This is a genomic window from Microbispora sp. NPDC046973 (assembly GCF_040644495.1).
Taxonomy (GTDB): domain Bacteria; phylum Actinomycetota; class Actinomycetes; order Streptosporangiales; family Streptosporangiaceae; genus Microbispora.
The window spans coordinates 269,910-290,659 of record NZ_JBEYWQ010000007.1 but is presented as its reverse complement, the minus strand read 5'-3'; the positions used below and the strand labels follow the sequence as shown (position 1 = coordinate 290,659).

16 protein-coding genes are annotated in these 20,750 nt (G+C 72.9%); 4 read left to right on the top strand and 12 right to left on the bottom strand.

Going from position 1 to position 20,750, the window contains the following annotated elements; genetic code table 11:
• Positions 1 to 2: 2 nt before the first annotated feature.
• Together ABZ860_RS16870 and ABZ860_RS16865 are read left to right on the top strand one after the other, a co-directional pair.
• Positions 3 to 1,607, top strand: a complete 1,605-nt coding sequence (locus tag ABZ860_RS16870) for an IucA/IucC family protein (RefSeq protein WP_357220728.1) — start codon at positions 3 to 5, stop codon at positions 1,605 to 1,607.
• Positions 1,604 to 2,698, top strand: coding sequence for a type III PLP-dependent enzyme (locus ABZ860_RS16865; RefSeq protein WP_357220727.1), 1,095 nt, complete (start codon positions 1,604 to 1,606; stop codon positions 2,696 to 2,698). Before ABZ860_RS16870 ends, ABZ860_RS16865 begins: the two co-directional genes overlap by 4 nt.
• 3 nt (positions 2,699 to 2,701) lie before the next feature.
• Here the strand turns inward: ABZ860_RS16865 and ABZ860_RS16860 are convergent, their stop codons facing one another.
• Positions 2,702 to 3,712 carry a hypothetical protein gene (locus tag ABZ860_RS16860; RefSeq protein WP_357220726.1) on the bottom strand — a complete coding sequence of 337 codons (1,011 nt, stop codon included), beginning with the start codon at positions 3,710 to 3,712 and terminating at the stop codon, positions 2,702 to 2,704.
• 163 nt (positions 3,713 to 3,875) lie between these two features.
• Between ABZ860_RS16860 and ABZ860_RS16855 the strand changes: the two genes are divergently transcribed.
• A complete protein-coding gene (locus ABZ860_RS16855; RefSeq protein ID WP_357220725.1) occupies positions 3,876 to 4,598 on the top strand; it encodes a Uma2 family endonuclease in 723 nt (240 codons plus the stop codon).
• On the opposite strand, the gene ABZ860_RS16850 is transcribed toward ABZ860_RS16855, so the two are convergent.
• From ABZ860_RS16850 to ABZ860_RS16840, 3 genes are all read right to left on the bottom strand, one after another.
• The gene (locus tag ABZ860_RS16850) at positions 4,573 to 7,830 is read right to left on the bottom strand and encodes an ATP-dependent DNA helicase (protein ID WP_357220724.1); all 3,258 of its coding nucleotides are present in this window, start codon (positions 7,828 to 7,830) and stop codon (positions 4,573 to 4,575) included. The genes ABZ860_RS16855 and ABZ860_RS16850 overlap by 26 nt on opposite strands.
• Positions 7,824 to 11,045 (bottom strand): ATP-dependent DNA helicase, encoded by a 3,222-nt coding sequence (locus ABZ860_RS16845; protein ID WP_357220723.1) that lies wholly within the window; start codon positions 11,043 to 11,045, stop codon positions 7,824 to 7,826. Before ABZ860_RS16845 ends, ABZ860_RS16850 begins: the two co-directional genes overlap by 7 nt.
• Before the next feature lie 71 nt (positions 11,046 to 11,116).
• Positions 11,117 to 11,968, bottom strand: coding sequence for a helix-turn-helix transcriptional regulator (locus tag ABZ860_RS16840; RefSeq protein WP_357220721.1), 852 nt, complete (start codon positions 11,966 to 11,968; stop codon positions 11,117 to 11,119).
• A gap of 108 nt (positions 11,969 to 12,076) precedes the next feature.
• Between ABZ860_RS16840 and ABZ860_RS16835 the strand changes: the two genes are divergently transcribed.
• Entirely contained in the window at positions 12,077 to 12,838 is a 762-nt protein-coding gene (locus tag ABZ860_RS16835; RefSeq protein ID WP_357220719.1) for an SDR family oxidoreductase, read from the top strand.
• A gap of 235 nt (positions 12,839 to 13,073) precedes the next feature.
• On the opposite strand, the gene ABZ860_RS16830 is transcribed toward ABZ860_RS16835, so the two are convergent.
• From ABZ860_RS16830 to ABZ860_RS16795, 8 genes are all read right to left on the bottom strand, one after another.
• Positions 13,074 to 13,298, bottom strand: a complete 225-nt coding sequence (locus ABZ860_RS16830) for a hypothetical protein (RefSeq protein WP_076433872.1) — start codon at positions 13,296 to 13,298, stop codon at positions 13,074 to 13,076.
• A gap of 253 nt (positions 13,299 to 13,551) precedes the next feature.
• Positions 13,552 to 14,007, bottom strand: a complete 456-nt coding sequence (locus ABZ860_RS16825; protein ID WP_357220718.1) for a DUF6010 family protein — start codon at positions 14,005 to 14,007, stop codon at positions 13,552 to 13,554.
• Positions 14,008 to 14,174: 167 nt separating this feature from the next.
• Entirely contained in the window at positions 14,175 to 14,651 is a 477-nt protein-coding gene (locus ABZ860_RS16820) for a signal peptidase II (protein WP_357220717.1), read from the bottom strand.
• 92 nt (positions 14,652 to 14,743) lie between these two features.
• Positions 14,744 to 17,641, bottom strand: a complete 2,898-nt coding sequence (locus tag ABZ860_RS16815; RefSeq protein ID WP_357220715.1) for a CDP-glycerol glycerophosphotransferase family protein — start codon at positions 17,639 to 17,641, stop codon at positions 14,744 to 14,746.
• 228 nt (positions 17,642 to 17,869) lie between these two features.
• Complete coding sequence (locus ABZ860_RS16810; protein WP_357220714.1) at positions 17,870 to 18,202, bottom strand: MGMT family protein; 333 nt, start codon at positions 18,200 to 18,202, stop codon at positions 17,870 to 17,872.
• Complete coding sequence (locus ABZ860_RS16805; protein ID WP_357220712.1) at positions 18,190 to 18,558, bottom strand: hypothetical protein; 369 nt, start codon at positions 18,556 to 18,558, stop codon at positions 18,190 to 18,192. The genes ABZ860_RS16810 and ABZ860_RS16805 overlap by 13 nt, the downstream gene beginning before the upstream one ends.
• 118 nt (positions 18,559 to 18,676) lie before the next feature.
• Positions 18,677 to 19,849: a S8 family serine peptidase gene (locus tag ABZ860_RS16800; RefSeq protein ID WP_357220711.1), complete on the bottom strand. Its 1,173-nt coding sequence runs from the start codon at positions 19,847 to 19,849 to the stop codon at positions 18,677 to 18,679.
• Positions 19,843 to 20,748, bottom strand: a complete 906-nt coding sequence (locus ABZ860_RS16795; RefSeq protein ID WP_357220709.1) for a hypothetical protein — start codon at positions 20,746 to 20,748, stop codon at positions 19,843 to 19,845. Before ABZ860_RS16795 ends, ABZ860_RS16800 begins: the two co-directional genes overlap by 7 nt.
• Between the last annotated feature and the right edge of the window lie 2 nt (positions 20,749 to 20,750).

Below are 20,750 nucleotides of genomic sequence, written 5' to 3'. Positions count from 1 at the left end.
CGATGGACCGCCTCCTGCTGGACCCGTACACCGCCCAGGCCGAGGAGGCGGCGCTCGAGGCGCTGCTGCGCTGCTGGCTGCGCGAGATCGGCGGCCCCCGTGGGCACGTGCACGCCGCCGGGCCTCACCTGACGCTTCGCGTGGCAGGGACGCCGGTGCGCGTCCGGGTCAGCGGCGGCATCGCGCTGCGCTTCGACGGCCCGCCGGAGCATCTGGCGGAGGGGCGGTGGCGGCCTCTCGATCTGCCCTCGCTCGTCGCGCTGGTGGAACGCGAGCTGGATGGCGGCAACGAGGAGTTCGCCGCCCAGGTGCGCGCGGGACGCGAGGCGGGCGCGGCGATCCGCGCCGCCCGCGCGCGGGCCGTGCCGCCCGCCGACCCGTGGCTCGCCTCCGAGCACGCCCTCGTGGCCGGGCACCCGTTCCACCCGGCGCCCAAGGCCCGCGAGGGCGACGGCTGGCTGGACTACGCGCCGGAGACGCACGCGCGCTTCGCGCCGCGGCTGCTCGGGGTGCGCGCCGACCTGGTGGCCCAGGAGGGCGACACGGCGGCACTCGACGCGTTCGGGGGCGCGCCGGCCGGGTACGTCCCGCTGCCCGCCCATCCCTGGCAGCTCGACCTGCTGGCCGCCGAGCTGCGCGGGCCGCTGGCGGACGGGCGGCTGGCCGACCTCGGGACCGGCCCCCACGCGGTCGTGCCCACGTCGTCGGTCAGGACCGTGTACGACCCCGGCACCGGCGTGTGCCTGAAGTTCAGCCTCGACGTGCGGATCACCAACTGCGTGCGGAAGAACGCCTGGTATGAGCTGTCCGGCGCGGTCGAGCTGACCCGGCGGCTCGCTCCCGTCTTCGAGCGGCTGGCCGGGCGGTTCCCCGGCACGCGATGGCTGCCCGAGCCCGGCTACCGCTCGGCCGCCCTCGGCACCCGGCTGCTCGAAGGGCTCGGGGTGATCGTGCGTACCGGCCCGTGGGCGGTGTGCGGGGCGGGGACCACGCCGGTCCTCGCCGGCGCCCTGGCCGCCGGTGCGGACGGGGTTCCCGAGGCCGTCCTGGCCCGCCGTGCGGCCGACCCGGCCGGGTGGTGGGAGGCGTACGTCGAGCGCGTGGCGTTCCCGGTGCTCGACGCCTTCTTCCGGCACGGGGTCGTGCTCGAAGCGCACGTGCAGAACGTGCTCGTCGGATTCGACGCCGCCGGGTGGCCGGTCGAGGCGATCTTCCGCGACCTGGAGGGCACCAAGCTGATCGCCGGCCGCCACGACCTGACCGGCGTGCCGGACGAGGTGGCGGGCCCCCTGTCGTACGACACCGTGCGGGGCTGGAACCGGGTCGCCTACTGCCTGTTCGTGAACCACCTCGCCGAGGTGGCCGCGACGGTCGCCGGCCCGGCCGACGGCGTCCTGCGCGCGTTGTGGGCGGTCGCCCGCAAGTCCCTGGAACGCTACGTCGCGGACCACGCCACCGACTCGGCCGAGCCGCTGACCCGGCTGCTGGCAGGGGCGCCGCTGCCGGCCAAGGCCAACCTGGGCGTGCGCTGGGCGAGGGCGGCCGACCGGACCGCCGGATACGTGCCCGTTCCGAGCCCGTTCTGCGCGGCGGAAGGAGAGCGATGAGCATCGAGGTTCCGCCGGGCGTGCGGAAGGCCGCCGAGTCGCTGGACGACCTCCCCGCCTACGTCTACGACCTGCCCGGCCTCGCCCGACACGCCGCGGGCGTACGGGCCGCCCTGGCGGGGACGGAGATCTGCTACGCCGTGAAGGCCAATCCCGACCCGGAGGTGCTGCGGGCGCTCGCGCCCCACGTGGACGGCTTCGAGGTCTCCTCCGGCGGCGAGTTCGCGCACGTCAGGACGGTGCTGCCGGAGGTGCCGCTGAGCTTCGGCGGACCGGGGAAGACCGGCGCGGAGCTGGCCCTCGCCCCCTCGGCGTACCGCTGGCACGTCGAGAGCCCGGCCGAGTTGCGGCGTCTCCGGGAGCCCGCGGACGTGCTGCTGCGGGTCAACCTCGACGTGAACGTCGCCGGCGCGGCCCTCGCCATGGGCGGCGGCGCCACGCCGTTCGGCATGGACCCCGGCGGGGTCGCCGAATGCCTTGCCCTGCTCGGGTCCTCACCGGTGCGGCTGCGCGGCGTCCACGCCCACCTCGCGAGCGGCCTGGCCGCCCCCGGCCTGCTCACCCTCGCCGAGGCCGTCCTGGCGTACGGCAGGGGCCTCGGCCTGCGCGAGTTCAACCTGGGCGGCGGCATGGCCGTCTCCTACACCCGCCCGCAGGAGCGGTTCGACTGGGCGGCGTACGGCGCGGGCCTGCGGGCGCTGGCCCGGCCGGGCGAGACGCTGCGCGTGGAGCCGGGACGCGCCCTGACGGCCTACTGCGGCTGGTATCTCACCACCGTGCTCGACGTGAAGCGGGTCCACGGGGAGCGCTTCGCCGTGCTCTCCGGCGGCACCCACCACCTGCGGACCCCGGTGACGAAGGGACACGACCAGCCGTTCGCCGTGCTCGCGAGAGGCGGGGAGGGCGAGGACGGGCCGGTGACCCTGGTGGGACGGCTCTGCACGCCCAAGGACGTCTTCGCCCGCCGCGTGACCGCCTCACTCGCCGTCGGCGACGTCGTGGCCTTCGCCATGGCCGGTGCGTACGCCTGGAACATCTCGCACCACGACTTCCTCATGCATCCGAAGCCCGCGTTCCACTACCTGGGGTGAGCCTCACCAGGACAGCGTGAGCGTGCCGTCGAGGACCTTGGCGGAGTTGGCGAGACGGGCCTGGTTGAGCGACCTGATGACGTCGAGCCGGGCCCGGTTGCGGCCGATGACCCGGTTCTGGGCTTCGACGTGCACCGTGCGGCGCACGTCGAGGTAGCCGGTCCCGGCCCGGCATCCCGCGTCCGCGACCGCGGTGCCGATCTCGGCCTGCGTGCCGCGCGGCTTGGGGGTGTTGCCGATCGAGTCGTCGTCGACGGTCCACGCCCAGCGCCGGTCTCCGGCGGCCTGGTCGATGCTCCGGTAGTCGAAGCCCTCCGACCGCATGCAGTCGCTCCACTCGCGTTCGGCCGCCGCGATCCGCGGGTCCTTCACGGCGAGGTCGGCCGCGCTGTCGACGTAACGCGGAACCTCGTCCTCGTCGAATCTCCTGTCGGCATCGGCCGGGGCCACGCCCCGCGCTCCCCGGTTCAGCAGGGCGTCGGCCTTGGCCATGCAGCCTCCGCGCGGCACGGTCCGCCCGTGGAATCGCCGGACCTTCCCGTACAGCACGTAGAACGCATCGTCGGTGATGGGGTACGACGGAACGCCGGTCATCTCATCCGGGTGCCGCCCATCCTGCAGATATCCGGATTTGGCAGCCTGGCGAGGATCGAGCCATCCGAGGAGATCGACATTGCGCCGGTCGGTCACCGGTTCGACGGCGGGAAACCGGAAATCGAGCCCCACATGGCGCAGGCATTCCTCCATCAGCATGAACCGGGCTCGTATCACCTGGGCCCGATCCTTCGCGCCGAGACTGTAGGCGTCCAGGGGAAGGGCGAGATCCGGAGAATTCACCGCCGACGACGCCGAACATCCGGTCACCGCCGCGACGCAGGCCACCGCCATCGCCATCCGCAAAACCGACATAGGCCATTCATAGCCGATCATGAACAGCCGGTGTCGGCGGAATACGTAATCGCTCTTGCGGAGAATCCCGATCCCGACACGGGACATTGGCGGCAGGTGCGTCACTCATGACCGATTCACAGAGCCGGTTTTCCTCTCCCTGGTAGGGCTTTTCTTCACCTCGCCGCCCCCTCCGAAGAATTTCCCTCTCATCCCTCCGCTGTTACTTTCCGTGGCGTCCCGACAACCTTCCGTACCATCACATGGAGGAGCAGGAGAGGATGGCGACATGGCCCTCACCAAGCCGACCAAGCGCGGCAGGCACGATCATCCCGTCCCGCGAAAGCAGGACGACCCCATCCCAGACGAGCACGAGCCCCAGGAGGCCAGGCAGCCCGAAGAGCCGCAGGAGCTTCCAGACGAGGTGCTGCACCTGTGCATGCAACTCAACGACGCCGGTTACCGGGCGGAGATTCGTCTCGGGCAGGTCGTCGTGACGCCGCCCGCGGGAAGGGAGAGCACATACATCGTCGACAGGCTCTCCAATCTGCTGATCCCGCTGAAGCTGGCGAACGGCTGGCGGTTCCACCAGACCTGGGGGGTGCACATCCCGCCGTATCAGGATCTTCGACTGCCCGATCTCATGGTCGCCCCCGACGAGGTCGAGCAATTCGACGACATGCGCATGCGCGGGCACTGCGCCTTGCTCGTGGTGGAGGTGTGCTCGCCCGGGACGTACAAGGTCGACTGGCAGGAGAAGCCGCTCGACTACGCGCGGGCGGGCGTGCCGCTCTACCTGATCGTGGACCCCGTGACGTCTCCGCGAAGGGTGACGCTGATGAGCGATCCTCTCCCCGATCTGGAGCCCCTCGACTACCACCGGCAGGCGTACCGGCAGATCGTCACCGCCGAGGAGGGGGAGGTGCTGGAGCTGCCCGAGCCGTTCGGGATCAAGATCGAGACGAGCGCGCTCTTCGACCAGGCGGTCACTCCTGAGGAACCCGCTGAATGAGCGCGGTGAGCCCGTCCGCGTCGAGGAGGTCCACGGGGCGGACGGTGTCGTTCGAGCGGACGTAGTGGAAGGCGGCGCCCACCTTCTCCAGCGGCACCCCGGCCAGCGCGGCCCAGGCCACCCGGTAGGCCGCGAGCTGCACCGAGGCGGTCTCGGCGGCCCTGCCCTGCGGCCGTTCGCCGGTCTTCCAGTCGACCACCACGTAGCCGTCGCCCTCGCGGAAGACCGCGTCCATCCGCCCGCGCACCAGCCGGTCGCCGATCATGGTCTCGAACGGGACCTCCAGATCGACCGGCTCACGCGCGGCCCACTCGCTCTCCTCGAACCGCTCCTGCAGCTCGGCGAGCTGGACGTCGGTCTCCGACATCTCGTCGGCGGCGCCGGGCAGCTCCAGGTCGTCGATCAGGCGCTGCTGGCCCCAGCGCGACTCCAGCCACCGGTGGAAGGTGGTGCCACGGCGCGCCAGCGGAGCGGGCCTGCGCGGCAGCGGCCGGCGCACCTGCCGGGCGAACGCCGCCGGATCCTGGGCCAGCGTGACCAGTGACGACACCGACAGCCGCGACGGCAGCTCCACCACCGCCCCGGCGCGCCGGCGGTTCGTCTCCCGCTCGCGCAGCAGCAGATCGGTGTCGCGCGCCCAGGCGCGCATCCGCTCCCGGTCCCGGTCCCTGAGGAGCACGTGGCCGTCGGCGGCCGCGGGCGGGGCGTCGCCCATCATCGCCTCCTCCACGAGGCGGGCGCCGTCGAGGATCGCGTCGCGCACGGTGACGGACGGCCACTCGGCCACCGGCGGCTCGGCGAGCAGCGGGTTGTCCTGGCTCTCGGAGTCCTCGGCCCAGCGGACGACCCGGGCGCCCGCCTCGCGAATCTCCCGCAGGAAGTCCGACGGCTCAAGCGGCCGGGACGAGGTGCCCCAGCGGTAGCCGGAGGCGATCAGCAGATAGTGCGCCCTCGTCACCGCGACGTACGCCAGCCGCCGCTCCTCCATCAGGTCGCGGTCGCGGCAGCGCTCGTCGAAGGCGCCCAGCGCCTCCCGGTCCAGCCCGGCCAGCTCGGGCAGGTCCGCGCTGTCCCCCCGCAGCGGGTACGGCAGCTTGCGCGGGTTCTCCGTCCACCGGGAGTTGGTGACCGGGGTCGCCGGGAACATGCTGCCCTTGATCAGCCCGCCCTTCTGGGAGGTGAGCTGCGACAGGCCCGGCACCACCACGACCGGCCACTCCAGTCCCTTGGACGCGTGGACGGTCATCAGCTTGACGGTGTTGCTGTCGCCGACGCGCCCGGCCTCCAGCCCGAACTCCTCGCTCTCCGCCGCCTTGAGGTACGCCAGGAAGGCGCCGAGCGTCGGGTCCTCCGAGTCGCCGGCGAACCGGGAGGCGGCGTCGAGGAAGGCGTCGAGGTCGGCACGGGCGGCCAGCGGGCTGCCTCCTTTGGCGGCGACCTCGACGTCGAGCCCGAGCCGGCGTTCGATCTCGCTGATCAGGTCGGGCAGCGGCTGCCCGGCGTGGGCGCGCAGCTGGCGCAGCTCGCGGGCGGCGGCGGGCAGCCGCATCCGCGCGAGCGGGGAGAACCTCTCCAGCCAGTCGGGCCGGTCGGGCAGCTCGTCGAGCGCGTCGATCAGGCTGCCGCGCTCCTCGGCGAGGTCGGCGACGACCTGGTCGAGCGGGTCCTCCGGGCGCGGCCCTCCCCTGGCCGCCCTGATCTCCTTGTTGAGCTCGCGGGCCAGGTCGCCGAGCACCTTCAGGTCGGCCGGGCCGATCCGCCAGCGGGGCCCGGCGAGCAGCCGGACCAGCGCGTCCCCCGCGGTCGGGTCGTACAGCGCCCGCAGGGTCGCCACGATGTCGGCCACCTCGGGCACGGTGAGCAGCCCGCCGAGGCCCACGACCTCCACGGGGATCCCCCGGGCCTCCAGGGCCCGGCGCAGGGCCGGGAACTGCGACCGTTTGCGGGCGAGGATCGCGACGTCCTGCGGCTGCAGGGCGGGGCCGCGCTTGGCCCGCTCGCCCTCACCCCAGGGCAGGCCGTCCGGGGCGCCCTCGCCGTGCAGCATCCCGGCCAGGCCCTCGGCGATCCACTCCGCCTCGTCCTCGGCCGTCTCGTGGAAGGCGCACAGCACCCGCCCCCGGCCCGCCCGGTTGCCGCCCGGCACCAGCACCGGCACCTCACGGGCCTCCCGGCGCAGGGGCGCCTGGATCCGGGCCGCGACGCCGAGCACGTGCTCGCCGTTGCGGAAGCTGACCGACAGCCGCCGCACCTGCGCCGGATCTCCGGAAGCCGCCGGGAAGTCCCTGGGGAACCGGGACAGGTTGCCCGCCGACGCGCCGCGCCAGCCGTAGATCGACTGGCAGGGGTCGCCGACCGCCGTGACCGGGTGGCCCCCGCCGTACAGCGAACGCAGCAGCACGAGCTGGGCGTGGCTGGTGTCCTGGTATTCGTCGAGCAGCACGACGGAGAACCGGGACCGCTCGGACGCGCCGACCTCCGGATGCCGCGAGGCGATCCGCGCGGCCAGCGCCATCTGGTCGCCGTAGTCGATGACCTCCCGGCCGCGCTTGAGCCGTTCGTACGCCTCGACCATCGGCAGCAGTTGCTCGCGGACGGCCTGGGTCTCCACCGGCTTGCGCTGGTCCTTGACGATGCGCCCGGTGAGCGAGGCCAGACGCTCGCGCAGCCAGTCGCCGACCTCGCGTACGTCCGCCGGGACGCGCAGGTGCTCGGCCAGCTCTCCGGCCAGCTCGAGCACGGCGGCGGTGACGCTGGGCGGAGACAGGTCCACCCGGTCCATCGGCCCGTCGTACTGACCGACCACCCGGGCCGCCATCTGCCAGGCGACGGCGGGCGTGACCAGCCGCATGGTGGGCTCCAGCCCCTCCCGCAGCGCGTGGTCGGTCACCAGCCGGGCGGCGTACGCGTGATAGGTGGAGACCGTCGGCTCGGAGTCGAGCAGCTCGGGCTCGACCAGACCCGCCGCCGCCAGCCCGGCCAGCCGCTGGCGCACCCGCTCGGCCAGCTCGGCGGCGGCCTTGCGGGTGAAGGTGAGGCCGAGGATCTGCTCGGGCCTGGCCAGGCCGTTGGCGACCAGCCAGACCACCCGCCCGGCCATGGTCTCGCTCTTGCCGGATCCGGCCCCCGCCACCACCACCATCGGCTCCGGGGGCGCCTCGATGACGGCCGCCTGCTCGGGGGTGGGCGGGAGGATCCCGAGGCGGCCGGCCAGCTCACCGGGCGTCAGCACACCTGTCCTCCGTTGTCGTTCACAGGGCAGGCGATTTTAGCGGCACAGGTGCGGCAGCCGTCGTTGACCGTGGCGACGAACACGTTGGCCGACATGCCGGTCGCCACCGTCTTGACCAGGTTCTCCGCCCAGCCGGGCTCGGGGTCGTCGGCGAGCGCCCGCTGCGCCTGCTCCCTGGCGTCGGCCGACTGGCCCGCCGCCTTGCCCAGGTGCAGCAGGGACGCGCCGCCCGGCTGGATGAGGCCGTGCCGCTCGAACGCTCCGAGCGTCGTGGCGAGCTGGTAGACCCCGAGCTGCGGATGCCGGTCGATCTCGGTGTCCTTGGGCCTGCCGCTGCCGGTCTTGATGTCGATGATCACGGCCCGGCCGGCCTCGTCACGCTCGACCCGGTCCACCCGGCCGGTGATCTGGATGTCGTGACCCGGCACCCGTACGGTGAAGGCCTCCTCCACGGCGACCAGGTCGCGTGGTTTGTCCTTCTGCCAGCGGACGAACCTGTCGACCATCTGCTCGGCGACGCGGCGCTGCTTGCGGTTGAACCACAGCCCGCCGAAGTCGAACTGGTCCCAGATGTCGTCGAGCCGCTTGACGTAGTCGGTGCCGTCCTCGGTGGCCATCGCGGCGATCGCGTGGACGACCGTGCCGAGGCTCTGGGTGACGTTCGACGACCCGGCCCCGACCGCGGTCTCCAGCATCCAGCGCAGCCCGCACTTGGTGAAGCTCTCCACGGACGACGGCGAGATCTGGACGACGTCGTCGGGCCAGCCGAGCGGCCGGTCGTCGGAGATCGGGGTCAGCGCGTACCACTCGCCGGGGTTGGCGCCGGGCACCCCGGCCTGGGCCAGCCTGGCGAGGTGCGCGGCGGCCTCGCGGCGCACCGCCTCGGGCTTGGACGTGTCGCACACGGCCGCGCGCAGATCCGCGACCAGCGCGGACATGCTGAGCCACCGCGCCCGGTCGTCCACGGTCGCCGCCTCCACGCCGCCGGGCAGCAGCTCGGTGAGGAACCGGGAGGGCCGTTCGTCGGTGTCCTCGCCGCCGACGGCGGTGACGACGAGCTTGCTGCGGGCGCGGGTGGCCGCGACGTAGAAAAGCCGCCGCTCCTCGGCGAGCAGCTTGGACGCCAGCGCCGCCGTCGCGGCCTGCGTGGTGTCCAGCGCCGAGCCGCCCGCGAACTCCACCAGCGCCTCGGTGCCGAGGAGCGAGCCGCGCAGGCGCAGGTCGGGCCACAGGCCCTCCTGGACGCCGGCGACCACCACCACGTCCCATTCCAGGCCCTTGGAGCGGTGCGCGGTCAGGATCCGTACGGCGTCGCCCTCGGGGGCGGACTCGGCCAGCGAGTCGCCGGCGATCTCCTGGGAGGTCAGGTCGTCGAGGAACACCGCGACCCCGGCCTTGGGCAGCCGGTCGGTGAAGCGGGCCACATGGTCGAACAGAGCGACGACGGCGTCGAGGTCGCGGTCGGCCTGGGCGCCTCGGGCCCCGCCCGCGAGGCTGGCCTCCGTCCAGCGCTCCGCGAGCCCGCTGGCCTGCCAGATCTCCCACAGCGTCTCCTCGGCGCCCCGGCCGTGCCGCACGGCCTCGCGGGCGGTCGCGACGAGCCGCGCGAGGCGTTCGGCCGGCGCCGCGACGTGCGGCTCGACGCCGCTCAGCTCCCGGGCGTCGCGCAGCGCCGCGACCAGCAGCTCGTCGGACGAGCGCGGGGTGAAGGGCAGCGCCGGCTGGCCCGCCGCCTCCTGGTTCGCGGCCTCCGCGGCGACCGCCTCGTGCTCGGCGATCCGCAGGGCGCGGCGCAGGCGGCGTACGCCGATCATGTCGGTGCCGCCGAGCGGACCGGTCAGCAGCTCCTCGGCGGTCGCGACGTCGAGCGTGGCCGGCGCGGCGGCGATCCGCAGCAGCGTGATCAGCGGCCGGACGCCGGGCTCCTGCACCAGCGGGAGCTCGTCGCCCGCCACCACGACGGGCACCCCCGCCGTGACCAGCGCCCGCCGCAGTAGCGGCACGTGCCGTACGGCGCTGCGCACCAGCACCGCCATGCGCGACCATGGCACCCCGTCGAGCAGGTGCGCCCTGCGCAGCGTGTCGGCCACCACCGCGGCCTCCTGGCTGGCGCTGTCGGCCAGCAGGACCTTCACCTCGCCCGGATCGGCGTCCCCGACCGGGATCAGGTCGCGATGGCCGCCGGTCCTGGTCTCGTGGCCCGGTACGGCGGGAAGGCGGCAGGCGACGCGCCGGGAGGCCTCGAGCAGGGCAGGGCCGCTGCGACGGCACACCCGCAGCGCGACCACCGGGGCGTCCCGCCCGTCGCGCCTCGGGAACCGCTCGGGAAACCGCAGGATGCCCTGCACGTCGGCGCCGCGGAAGCCGTAGATGGACTGGTCGGGGTCGCCCACGGCGATCAGGTCGCGGCCGTCTCCCGCGAGCTGCCGGAGCAGGAACTCCTGCGCCGGGTCGGTGTCCTGGTATTCGTCGACGAGCACCAGGTCGTACGCGTCCCGCTCGCGCCGCCGCACCTCGCCGTCCGCCAGCAGACCGGCCGCCTCGCGGATCAGCTCCGAGTAGTCCAGCGCGGGCACCGGATCGAGGTCGAACCGGTCCTGGTAGCGGTAGGAGAACAGCCCGGCGGCCTCCCAGTCGGGCCTGCCGTGCTCGCGGCCCAGCTGCACCAGCGCGTCGCCGTACAGGCCGCGCTCGGCCGCACGGGACAGGAAGTCGCGCAGCTCCTCGGCGAACCCCCGGGTCTTGAGCAGCTCGCGCATGTCCGGGGGCCAGTGCCGCGCGCCGTCCTCCAGCTCGCCGTGCAGCAGCCGCCTGATCTCCAGCAGCTGCTCGGGACCGGTGAGCAGGCGCGGCGGCGGCTCGCCCGCCAGCACCGCCTCACGGCGCAGCAGCGCGTACGCGTAGCTGTGGAAGGTGAGGGCCAGCGGGGTCCTGGTGGTCCTGCGCATCCGGGCGGTGATCCGCTCGCGCAGTTCGCCGGCCGCCTTGCGGCTGAAGGTGAGGACGAGCACGCGCTCGGGGTCCACGCCGCGGCGCTCGACCCGGTCGACGACGGTCTCCACGATCGTGGTGGTCTTGCCGGTGCCCGGCCCGGCGAGCACGAGCAGGGGCCCGCTCTCGTGCTCGACGACGGCGCGCTGATGTTCGTCCAGCACGGGAGCCGCGCGACGTCCCACGCCCCCGCGACGCACCAGCCGGTAGTTCTGACCACTCACAACACAGCATTCCACCAGATCACTCGGACAGATCGTGCCCGAATGCCCACTCCGTGTCCTGCTCGGGCGGATCAGCCGCCCGTCGTCACCCGTACGCCCGGCTTGTCGAGATCGGCGCGATGGGCCTGCCGGAGCCTGTCCAGTGTGCGGCCGGTCGGGGAGGCCGGATCGGCGGTGTACATGACGACCAGCAGGTCGGGATCCCCGGGCAGGGCCAGGGTCTCGTACGCGAAGTCCAGGTCGCCGAGCTCCGGGTGCCGCAACAGCTTGACCCCGAAGGTCTTCTCGGCGACCCGGTGCTCCTCCCACAGGCGGGCGAAGTCGGGGTCGGCGGACAGCTCGGCGACGAGCGGGCCCAGCAGCGGATCGTCGGGGTGCCTTCCGGCGTACAGGCGCAGGTAGGAGATGGTCTCGCCGGCCACGGCCGCCCAGTCGCGGTAGAGGGAGCGCGCCCCCGGCGTCAGGAACGTCTGGCGGGCCATGTTGCGCTCGTCCGCGGGCATGGCCGAGAAACCGTTGATCCGGTCGGAAAGGGCGTTCCAGGCGAGCACGTCCATCCGCGGGCCCAGGACGAACGCCGGCACGGAGTCGGCCGCGTCCAGGAGCATCCGCACCCCGGGCCGGACCTCGGCGACGGGGGCCGGCCGGTCGTCCGGCGGGCGGAGCAGCCGGCGCAGGTGCGCCCGCTCGGTGCCGTCCATGCGCAGCACCCGGGCGACCGCGTCGAGCACCTCGTCGGAGACGTTGCGTACGCGCTGCTGTTCCAGGCGGATGTAGTACTCGGCGCTCACGCCCGCGAGCAGCGCGACCTCCTCGCGCCGCAGCCCGCTGACCCGTCGCCGCCCGTGCGCCGGAAGCCCGGCGTCCTCGGGCCGGATCCGGGCCCGGCGAGAGCGCAGGAACCGTCCCAGATCACCATCCATGGGGTCCAAGCCTAGTACTGGCTTTACCAGGAAAAGGCGTGCGCTGGGTAGACCTGGTCCGTCCCGCCAGAGTGGCTCTCGTCAACCTCCGAACTCGAAGGAGTCACGATGAACTACGAGAACCTGGCCGGACGCGTCGCCGTCGTCACCGGGGCCGCCAGCGGCATGGGAGAGGCGACGGCGCGGCTGCTGGCCGCCTCCGGCGCGAAGGTCGCACTGCTCGCCCGCAGGGCCGACCGGCTGAAGGGCCTGGCCGAGGAGATCGCCGCGAACGGCGGCACCGCGCTGGCCGTGACCGCCGACGTCACCCGGGACGACAGCGTGGCCGCCGCCGTGGACCTGATCCACGCCGAGCTCGGGCACGTCGACCTGGTGGTCAACGCCGCGGGCGTGATGCTGCCCAACCCGATCGACGACGGCCGCGTCGACGAGTGGACGCGGATGCTCGACACGAACGTCGCGGGCGCTCTGCGGATCACGCGGGCGTTCACCGCCGACCTGCTCGCGGCGGCGGCGGAGGGCCGGACGGCCGACCTCGTCAACATCTCGTCGATCGGCGCCCACGTCGTCTTCCCCGGCTACGCCGTCTACGGGGCGACCAAGGCCGCCCTCAGCCACCTGTCCGCGAACCTGCGCGCGGAGTTCGGCCCGCGCGGCGTGCGGGTGACCAACATCGAGCCGGGCCTGACGGCGACGGAGCTGGGCGACCACGTCGACAGCCGGGAGCTCGGGGCGCAGCTCTCCGGGATGTACGAGGTCATCACGTCCCTGACCGCCGAGGAGGTCGCCGACCTGATCGGGTACGCGGTCAGCCGGGCCAAGCACGTCAACCTCCGTCAGGTCGTCGTGCTGCCGACGAACCAGGCCTGAGGTCGCCGCGCGCCGGGCGTCCCCCGTCTCAGCCACGCGAAAATGAGCGGCGTAACGGACACCCCGATTGAAGGAAATAACCAAATTGTTCTCGGCGCGCAAGCGCCCTGCCCGGAAATCGCCACCGCACCCGGACGCCACTCGACGCGCGACGGAATCAACCCGACCCGTGCGAGAGCGTCCGGGATCGGCCTTGTTGCGGATAACGCGCGAAAGGAATTCCGTCAGCCGGCGGTCAGGCCCACAACGCCCAGGTCGGCCCGTAGGTGTTGCTCATGTAGGAGCAGCTGTAGGAGGTCCACCATCCCCACTCGATCCCGAGGTTGCCGCCGTTGACGCAGTCGGAGTAGAGGTAGTAGACGTACCTGATGCTGGCGGCCTGAGCAGGGGCCGTGCCCACTGAAAGTGTCAGGCCGGCGGCCAGCGCCGCGGTGACGGCCAACGCTCGAGCTTTGCCCATTGACTCTCCCTGGGGATTCGTGACGGACATCTCGGAAATCATGACAGCGCTGCCCGCCCCCCGACGAGCCTCGAATTTCTGCCGGCGCTCTCACGAAATCGTGAGCTTGTCACAGATCGCAGAAAGCCCCCGAGATCTCTGAAACATTCACGCGTCGAACGCCGGCCCGGCACGACGAGCACCCGAGCCGGTAATCGCGACGCGAGGAAATCCGACCGACACCGGCGGGCCGTAAGGGAAGAAAGCACACCCGCTAAGAGGAAACCCTGTCCGGGGTGTGCGGCCGGGCGACTCGGGTCCTGACGAGGCTGATGAGCGAGGGACCGCCCCAGAAGCACCACAGGGCGATGACGGGATCGCAGACGGCGCAGCCGAAGGACGAGTCGTGGGCGAAGGGGATGATCGGGCTGCCCTTGAGGTGGTGGAGGACGTCCCACCCGGTGTGCAGCAGCCAGGCGATCCCGATGAACGTCCACGACTCGAGACCGCGGTAGGCGCAGTACGCGACGAGGGCGGTGAAGGGGAACTCCCAGCCGCCGAGGCCCCCTCCGCTGAGGTAGGCGGCCCCCGCTCCGCCCACCATGATGGCGTTGAAGCGACGCCGGTGCGGCTCGGGGATCAACGACATCAGCACGGCGTAGGCGAGGCCGATCAGGATCGGCAGGACAAGACTCATGATCGTGCGGCTCTCTCGAATGGCTGTCGTCATGGCGCGAGCAGACGGCCGCACCGCGCATGGTGACGGCGAACCCGCGTCAGAAAGCCAACCAGCCGGCCGCCACGCCTTCCCAGGGGCATTGGCGACAGATGCCCACGGAATTCCGCCAGGCGCCGGAGCTCCCGCCCGTGGCGCTCCTCATGCGCGGGGCGGTCCGCCTACACGGACGGGCGTCCCTTATCAGGTACGCCCCCGAGAGGGACATCGCGCAGGCTCAGCAGCAGGAGGAGGGCGCAGCCGCCCACGAGCGCGATGTCGGCGACATTGCCGACGAACAGGCCGCCGTAGTCGATGAAGTCCACAACATGACCCTGAGCGAAGGCGGGCGGGCGGAAGAGGCGGTCGAGCAGATGGGATGTGGCGCCCCCGAGCAACCCACCCAGCACGAAGGTCCAGGCCAGGGACCGCAGCCGCCGCCCGACGTAAAGGATGCCGGCGACCGCGGCGGCCGCCGTCAGGGCGAACACCCACGTCACCCCTGTGCCGGTCGAGAAGGCGGCACCGGCGTTCAGCAACAACCGCAACCGGATCAGCCCCGGGATCACCGTGATGCTCTCACCGTGCGAAAGCGCGGAGATCGCCCAGAACTTGGAGGCCTGGTCCACGAGAAGAACCACCACAGCCAGCACGAGCATCCGCCCGTATGGCCGCATCCCTGGTCTCGTCCCCTGCGAACCTCGTCCGTCCGGCACCTCTACCTCGCAATCCGCGGCGTTCTCCATGCCGGTCAGGAGGAGAACACGTGGTCGATGACCCGGGCGGTGGCCTTGCCGTTGTCGTGCGGCGCGTAGGTCCGCACGAAGGCGGCGTAACGGTCGGTCAGCTTGGCCGTCACGGCGTCGATGTTCCGCAGGGCCTCCACGACCTCGGGCGAGGTCTCCAGGCGCGGCCCCGGGCGCTGGGACTCCAGGTCGAGGTACAGCCCGCGGGACGAGCGATACTTGGCCAGGTCCGGCGTGAACAGCACGACCGGCCGCCCGGTCGCCACGAAGTCGAACATGACCGACGAGTAGTCGGTGACGAGCACGTCGGCGATCAGCAGCAGATCGGCGGTGTCGGGGTAGGTCGTCACGTCGATCGCGAAGCCGTCGTGTGCGTTCACGTGCGGGAAGGCCTGCATCATGTGGCCGCGGACCAGCACGACGTGGTCGGCGCCGAGTGCCCGCTTCGCGTCGGCCAGGTCGAGCTTGACCGTGGCGTTCCTGCGGTCGTAGTCGCGGTAGGTCGGCGCGTACAGGACGACCCGCTTGCCCTCGGGGATGCCGATCCTGCGCCGGATCTCCGCCGCCAGCGCGTCACGGTCGCCTGCGACGAGGACGTCGTTGCGCGGGTAGCCCGACTCCAGGATCTCGCCCTCGTAACCGAAGGCCTTGCGCAGGACGGACGACGCCCACGGGCTCTGCGACAGCAACAGGTCCCAGCCGCGGACCTCCACGGCCTGGCGGTGCCACACCGGGGGCCGGGGCTCGCGCTTCATGTGGGCCTGGTCGCGGCCGATGTGCTTGACCGGCGTGCCGTGCCAGGTCTGCACGCACACCTGGTCCTCACGGGTGCGGAACCACTGCGGCATGAAACCGTTGGACACGATGTAGCGCGCGCGGGCCAGCGCCTCGTAGTGCTCCCGGCTGCCCTCGCGGACGACCGTGGGCACCACACCGTCGCCGAGCCCCAGCTCACGCGAGCCCGGCGGGACGAACGCGCCGTCCCTGACGACCCAGATGTGCTCACCCTCGTCGCCGCGCCGCATCCGCTCCTCGTAGATGGCACGCGGGTTGTCGGAGTAGGCGCGGCCGTCGAAGGAGACGTAGACGGTGGCCTCGCGCAGCGGCCGCGCGCGCTCGGCCGGGTAGAAGGTGCGGCTGAGCGCCCACACGCCCGCCGCGCTCCGCTCGTCGCCGGGCCGGTCCTCGGCCGCCACCAGCACCGGCACGTCATAGCGGGTGGCGACGAACCGGTAGACCCGGCCGCCGATGAGCCGGGGGCTCTCGTCCAGCGCGTCGAGACCGGCGTGGTCGAACCGGGCGGGCACCATGGCGGGGCCGTACCTGCCGGGCGGGGCCACCGAGACGTTCCAGGTGCCCTCGGCCAGCGGCACGGCCGACCCGAAGCGCGGCATCGCGCCGGGCGACAGCCGTACGGTGAAGCGCTCGCCGTCGCGCTCGAGCGGCACGCGGATCGTGAGCCCGCCCCGGTGCCGCAGCACGAGGTCGCGCGGGCCCTGGTCGGGGTCGGGGTAGCGGCCGGTGAGCGTGATCGACTCGTCGTTCCACTCGGCCGAGGTGATCGCGGGCAGGATCTTGTGGCCCGAGATGACGACCCGGTCGCGCCGGTCGCCCTGCACCGTGACCTCGCGCTCGCCGAGCAGAAGACGGGTCTCCTCCGCGCCCTCCAGCATGACGGCCGCGGCCGGGTCGCCCTTGGGCTCGACCCACAGCCGCCTGGACTCCGCGTTGAGCAGGGTGCCGACCGCGAGTGACAGCGAGAAGCGGCTGCCGCCCTCGACCGGGGCGAAGTCGGCCGACATGCGATGGCCGCCGACGCGGGCCTTGCCCTTGGTGACGGGCCGGCCCGGCAGGAAGCCGGTGAGCTCGATGTTGTCGCCGTTCAGCCGCACGTCGGTGAGCTGGGCGCGGGTCGGCTGGTAGACCACCTGCAGCGCCTTGTCGGAGGTCCACACCGGCCGCACCCACCAGCGCGGGCGCACCTGCAGCCCGGCCGGGCGCTCGGTGCGGCCGATCACCGGACCGCGCAGCACTCCCTTGGCCCGGGCGGCGCGGCTCCAGATCACGATCTCGGCCCGCCAGGTGGTGGTGTCCTGGACGATGTGGCGGCGGCGCAGCACCCGCTTCGTGCCGCGCACCAGGGCGCGCACGCCGGCGCGCCAGCGCAGGGCGAACGGATGCACCTCGGCCGTGAAGCCCGCCCAGTCGTAGTTGCAGCCGGGCTCGCGGGCCGCGTGGGTGGCCTCGGGGCGGTAGGTCCTGCGGGTCCTCATCGTGACCCGGGGCAGCCAGCGGGGACCGCGCAGCACGACGGTGGCGCGGTTGAACCGCCCGCTGCGGACCGACAGGCCCGCGATGTAGGCGTGCCCGGTCACCCTCAGGCGGTTGCCCACCCAGGTGATGTCGTCGATCTGCGTGACCGGCACGAGGTCGGCTGCCCGCAGGCGCAGCAGCGAGGGGTCGTCGACCTCGACCGGCAGGTCGGCGTACCACCGCAGGCCCCGCCGGGCCCGGCGGGAGGGCTCGGCCGCTGCGGCGGCGAGCTTGGCCAGCGCGTCGCTCTCGGCGAGCTCGCCCGGGTCCTGCGTCTCGATGAGGTGGCAGGCGACCCGGCGCCCGACCGGCAGCTCCCGCTTGACCTTCGGGTCGACCTCCGCGAGGTACGGCCGGAGCGCGTCGATGGTCTGGCGGCGGCGGGCGGGCCCGCGCTTGGCTGCGGCGTCGAGGCGCAGACCCAGGGGACCGACGATCGCCTCACGGTCGACCTCCCGGCGCTGCGCGGGGCTCAGCCCCTCCGCGCGCACGAGCGCGACCAGCGCGTCGATCGGCTCGCCCCGGTCGTAAAGCTCCTGGACAGCCCGCAGTCGTTCAGCGACGGCGTCGCTCGTGGGTGCGGGTGTCATACGGGAGGCACCACCCTTCGCCAGACCAGTGTTCAGAAAATGGTAATGCCCTCAGAACACTGCCAGACCTGACTCGGGCAAGCCTGTGGATTTCCTGTGAATCAGCGGGTGACACCCCTGTGGCACCGGGTGACGAGCGGCACTACGGCGGGGGGAAGGGCGCCGGCCCGACCGCCCGGGGCGCGGCTTGTCAGCCCCCAAGTCAGGGCCGGGGACGGGCTACGGTGATCACGGAGACGGCCGGTCCCGGCCGTCCCAGCGGGCCGCGCGCATGTCGGCCCGCGCGCCGCGGACCGGGGTGCCCTCCTCGCGCCACCGGGCCAGGCATTCGGTCTCAAGACCGGGCGCGGGGGTGCCGTCGGAGTGGATCACCCGCCACCACGGCACGGCTCCGCCCCACATCGACATCACTCGGCCGACCTGCCGCGGGCCGCCCTCGCCGAGGTACTCGGCGACGTCTCCGTACGACATCACCTTGCCGGGCGGGATCCGCTCGACCAGATCGAGCACCCGCTCCGCGTACGGCGGTGGCTGGCCGCGGCCGTCCCTCAAGCGCTCCACTCGGTCGGTCCAGCCGCGATGATCTCTTCGAGCTTGCCGAACTCGTAGCTGGACGATCCGTTGATCTGCTCGACGACGCCGTTCCTGATGCCGTACGCCTCGCCGTCCTCACCCACGAGCCGGGCCCCCATGAGATCGGTGAGAAGTGCCAGCTGGGCGACCTGCCAGTCGGACCCGGGCTGGCCGAAGAGCCGTCCCGACCAGGTCGCGATCTGATGCACGGAGTCGCCGTGGCGCGCGACGACCTCGCCCGCCTCGTGCGACCCACGCAACTCGAATCCGGCCCGTGCCGAGACGCTCGCGAGTTCGGCGTAGGCGAGCGGTGCATCCCGCTCTACGCGCAGCTCGTACCCCATGAGCCGGGACCCTAGCGAAACTTGACCTGGCTTTGTCACCGGAAACGCGAACATCCGGAAGACCGCGTCCGAAATGCTGCAGAACGGCGGCCAACATGTGATCACCGGCGGCATTCCGTCACCGGCGACGCAGCGCGACGGCCGCGGCGCAGAAACCGCCGATTCCGAGGGCGACGGCGACGGCGTAGATCCAGAGCCTAACCGGATCCGGGCCGGGGCGCGCGGGCCCCTGCGAGACCGGGCCCTTGCCGAAATGCGCGTCGTCCTGAACGGAGGACGCGTGGCCATATCCGGTCAGCTCCGCGGCCTTGCGCAGGGCCGCCGCCGCGTCCACGATTCCGAATCCGACTTTGTCGTCATAACCCGCGGACGGATGAGGACGAGAGGTCGCCGTCAAAGCACGCGACACCAATTCCGGCGGCAAATCCGGATATTTCGCCCTTATTAGTGCGATAGTGCCCGCGACGAGCGCGCTGGCCACGCCGGTCCCCGACACGGCCCCCCGCCGGCCCCCGGCGAGGGTGACGGGCACGCGGTCTCCCGGCGCGGCGACCAGGACCGAGAGGTTGTCACTGCTGCCCGGGGTCTTGGCGCCCTTGCGGTCGACGGCGGCGACGCCCACCACTCCGGGGTAGCCCGCGGGGAACGCCCAGTAGGAGGTGCCGTTCTGCCGGGTGTACGGCGACCGGCCGGCGTCTCCCACGGCCGCGACGAGCACCACGCCCCTCGCCAGCGCGAAGGAGATGGCGTCCCGCTCCACGCGGTCCACGCCGTACGCGGGGACGGGCAGGCAGATGACCTTGGCGCCCCGGCCGGTCGCGTAGCGGATGCCGCGCGCGAGCGGGCTGTCCTGCGTCTCCCGGGCCGGGCCCTCGGGCTCGACGGAGCCACCCGCAGGACGGCTGCGGACCACGGGGAGGGACAGCACCCGCGCCTCAGGCGCGACCCCGGACGTCCCCCCGCCGCGCCCGCTCCCGGCGATCGCCGAGGCCAGCGCGGTCACGTCGTCGCCCGGCGGCACCGTGTCGTCGCCGAACGTCGCGCCCGTCATGTCCGGCCCGCGCTCGACCCGGCCGCTCAACTCGGGCACACCGGCGTCGGGCTGTCCGCTGCCGAGCAGGGCGACGGTCACGCCCGCGCCCTTGCTGACCTTCCACGCGGCGGCGGCGTTGACGGCGTCGAGCGCCCACCGCGGGTCCTCCCCGCCGGGCGCCGGCGCCGCCGCGACCGCCGGTCCGGTCCACAGGAGGACGGCCGTGAGCGCCGCGCAGAGGGAGGCCGGCCTCAGCACACGTTCCCCTGGGTGCAGCGGGGGACGTCGGGGGGTTCTCCGAGGGCGCGCGCGATGCGCCCGGCCACGGTCTCGGCCACGGGCCACATCTCGCTGTTCACCTGTTCCTCCAGGGGGACGGAGGCTCGAGTCCTTCCGTCGGTGTACCCCACAGTGGAGAAGACGATGTACGGCCCGGCGCCCACCCATCCCGTGCGCTGGCGCTGGGCCGCGCCGAAGGTGTCGGTGACCGTGCCGGGGAAGGCCACGGGCCGCACGCCCACCCGGTCGTCCACGGGCAGCTCGCCCGCCGCGTCGGCGCGGGCCTGCTCGCTCGGCAGCACGGCGACGCCCACGGTGACGGCGAACGTCGAGGTCTGGTCGACGTAGGTGGCGCGCAGCATGGCCCGGCAGCCGTACTTGCGCAGCACCGACGCCACCGGCGAGTCGGTCGCCGCGCCGCACGCCGCCTCGGGGGCGATGCCCACCCTGCGCGCGTACTGCTGGGCGCGGCCGAGCGCCGTGTACGGAAGCTCCTCGGGGAAGACCATGCCGGCGGGCCACGCACGCCACCGCCGGGCCACGTCCTCGGCCACGTAGCGGGCGCGCTCGGCGTCGGTGAGCGGCCTGGACCTGTTCTCCTGGATCAGCCCCACCGACCCCAGCAGCACGTTCACCGCGGCGACGGCGAGGACGACGCCCATGATCGTCAGATAGAGCGAGCGCAGGCGCATGCCGCGCTCGAGTTCGGCCCGCTCCCTGGCCGCCTGGGCGGCGGCGGCCCGCCCCCTCGACGCCGTCCAGGGCCGCGCGCGGGCACGGCGTGCGGACGCGCCGAGCGGCAGTGCCCGCGGGCCCGCCCGCCGGAGGCCGGACGGCGTCCGCGCCGTCTGCGGGATGCGGGACTGCTCGGGCGGCATAC

Coding starts and splice junctions, on each gene's coding strand:
- ABZ860_RS16865 (WP_357220727.1), top strand. CDS start 1,604: ATGAGCATCGAGGTTCCGCCGGGCGTGCGGAAGGCCGCCGAGTCGCTG.
- ABZ860_RS16825 (WP_357220718.1), bottom strand. CDS start 14,007: ATGACGACAGCCATTCGAGAGAGCCGCACGATCATGAGTCTTGTCCTG.
- ABZ860_RS16815 (WP_357220715.1), bottom strand. CDS start 17,641: ATGACACCCGCACCCACGAGCGACGCCGTCGCTGAACGACTGCGGGCT.
- ABZ860_RS16840 (WP_357220721.1), bottom strand. CDS start 11,968: ATGGATGGTGATCTGGGACGGTTCCTGCGCTCTCGCCGGGCCCGGATC.
- ABZ860_RS16835 (WP_357220719.1), top strand. CDS start 12,077: ATGAACTACGAGAACCTGGCCGGACGCGTCGCCGTCGTCACCGGGGCC.
- ABZ860_RS16830 (WP_076433872.1), bottom strand. CDS start 13,298: ATGGGCAAAGCTCGAGCGTTGGCCGTCACCGCGGCGCTGGCCGCCGGC.
- ABZ860_RS16820 (WP_357220717.1), bottom strand. CDS start 14,651: ATGCTCGTGCTGGCTGTGGTGGTTCTTCTCGTGGACCAGGCCTCCAAG.
- ABZ860_RS16870 (WP_357220728.1), top strand. CDS start 3: ATGGACCGCCTCCTGCTGGACCCGTACACCGCCCAGGCCGAGGAGGCG.
- ABZ860_RS16795 (WP_357220709.1), bottom strand. CDS start 20,748: ATGCCGCCCGAGCAGTCCCGCATCCCGCAGACGGCGCGGACGCCGTCC.
- ABZ860_RS16805 (WP_357220712.1), bottom strand. CDS start 18,558: ATGGGGTACGAGCTGCGCGTAGAGCGGGATGCACCGCTCGCCTACGCC.
- ABZ860_RS16855 (WP_357220725.1), top strand. CDS start 3,876: ATGGCCCTCACCAAGCCGACCAAGCGCGGCAGGCACGATCATCCCGTC.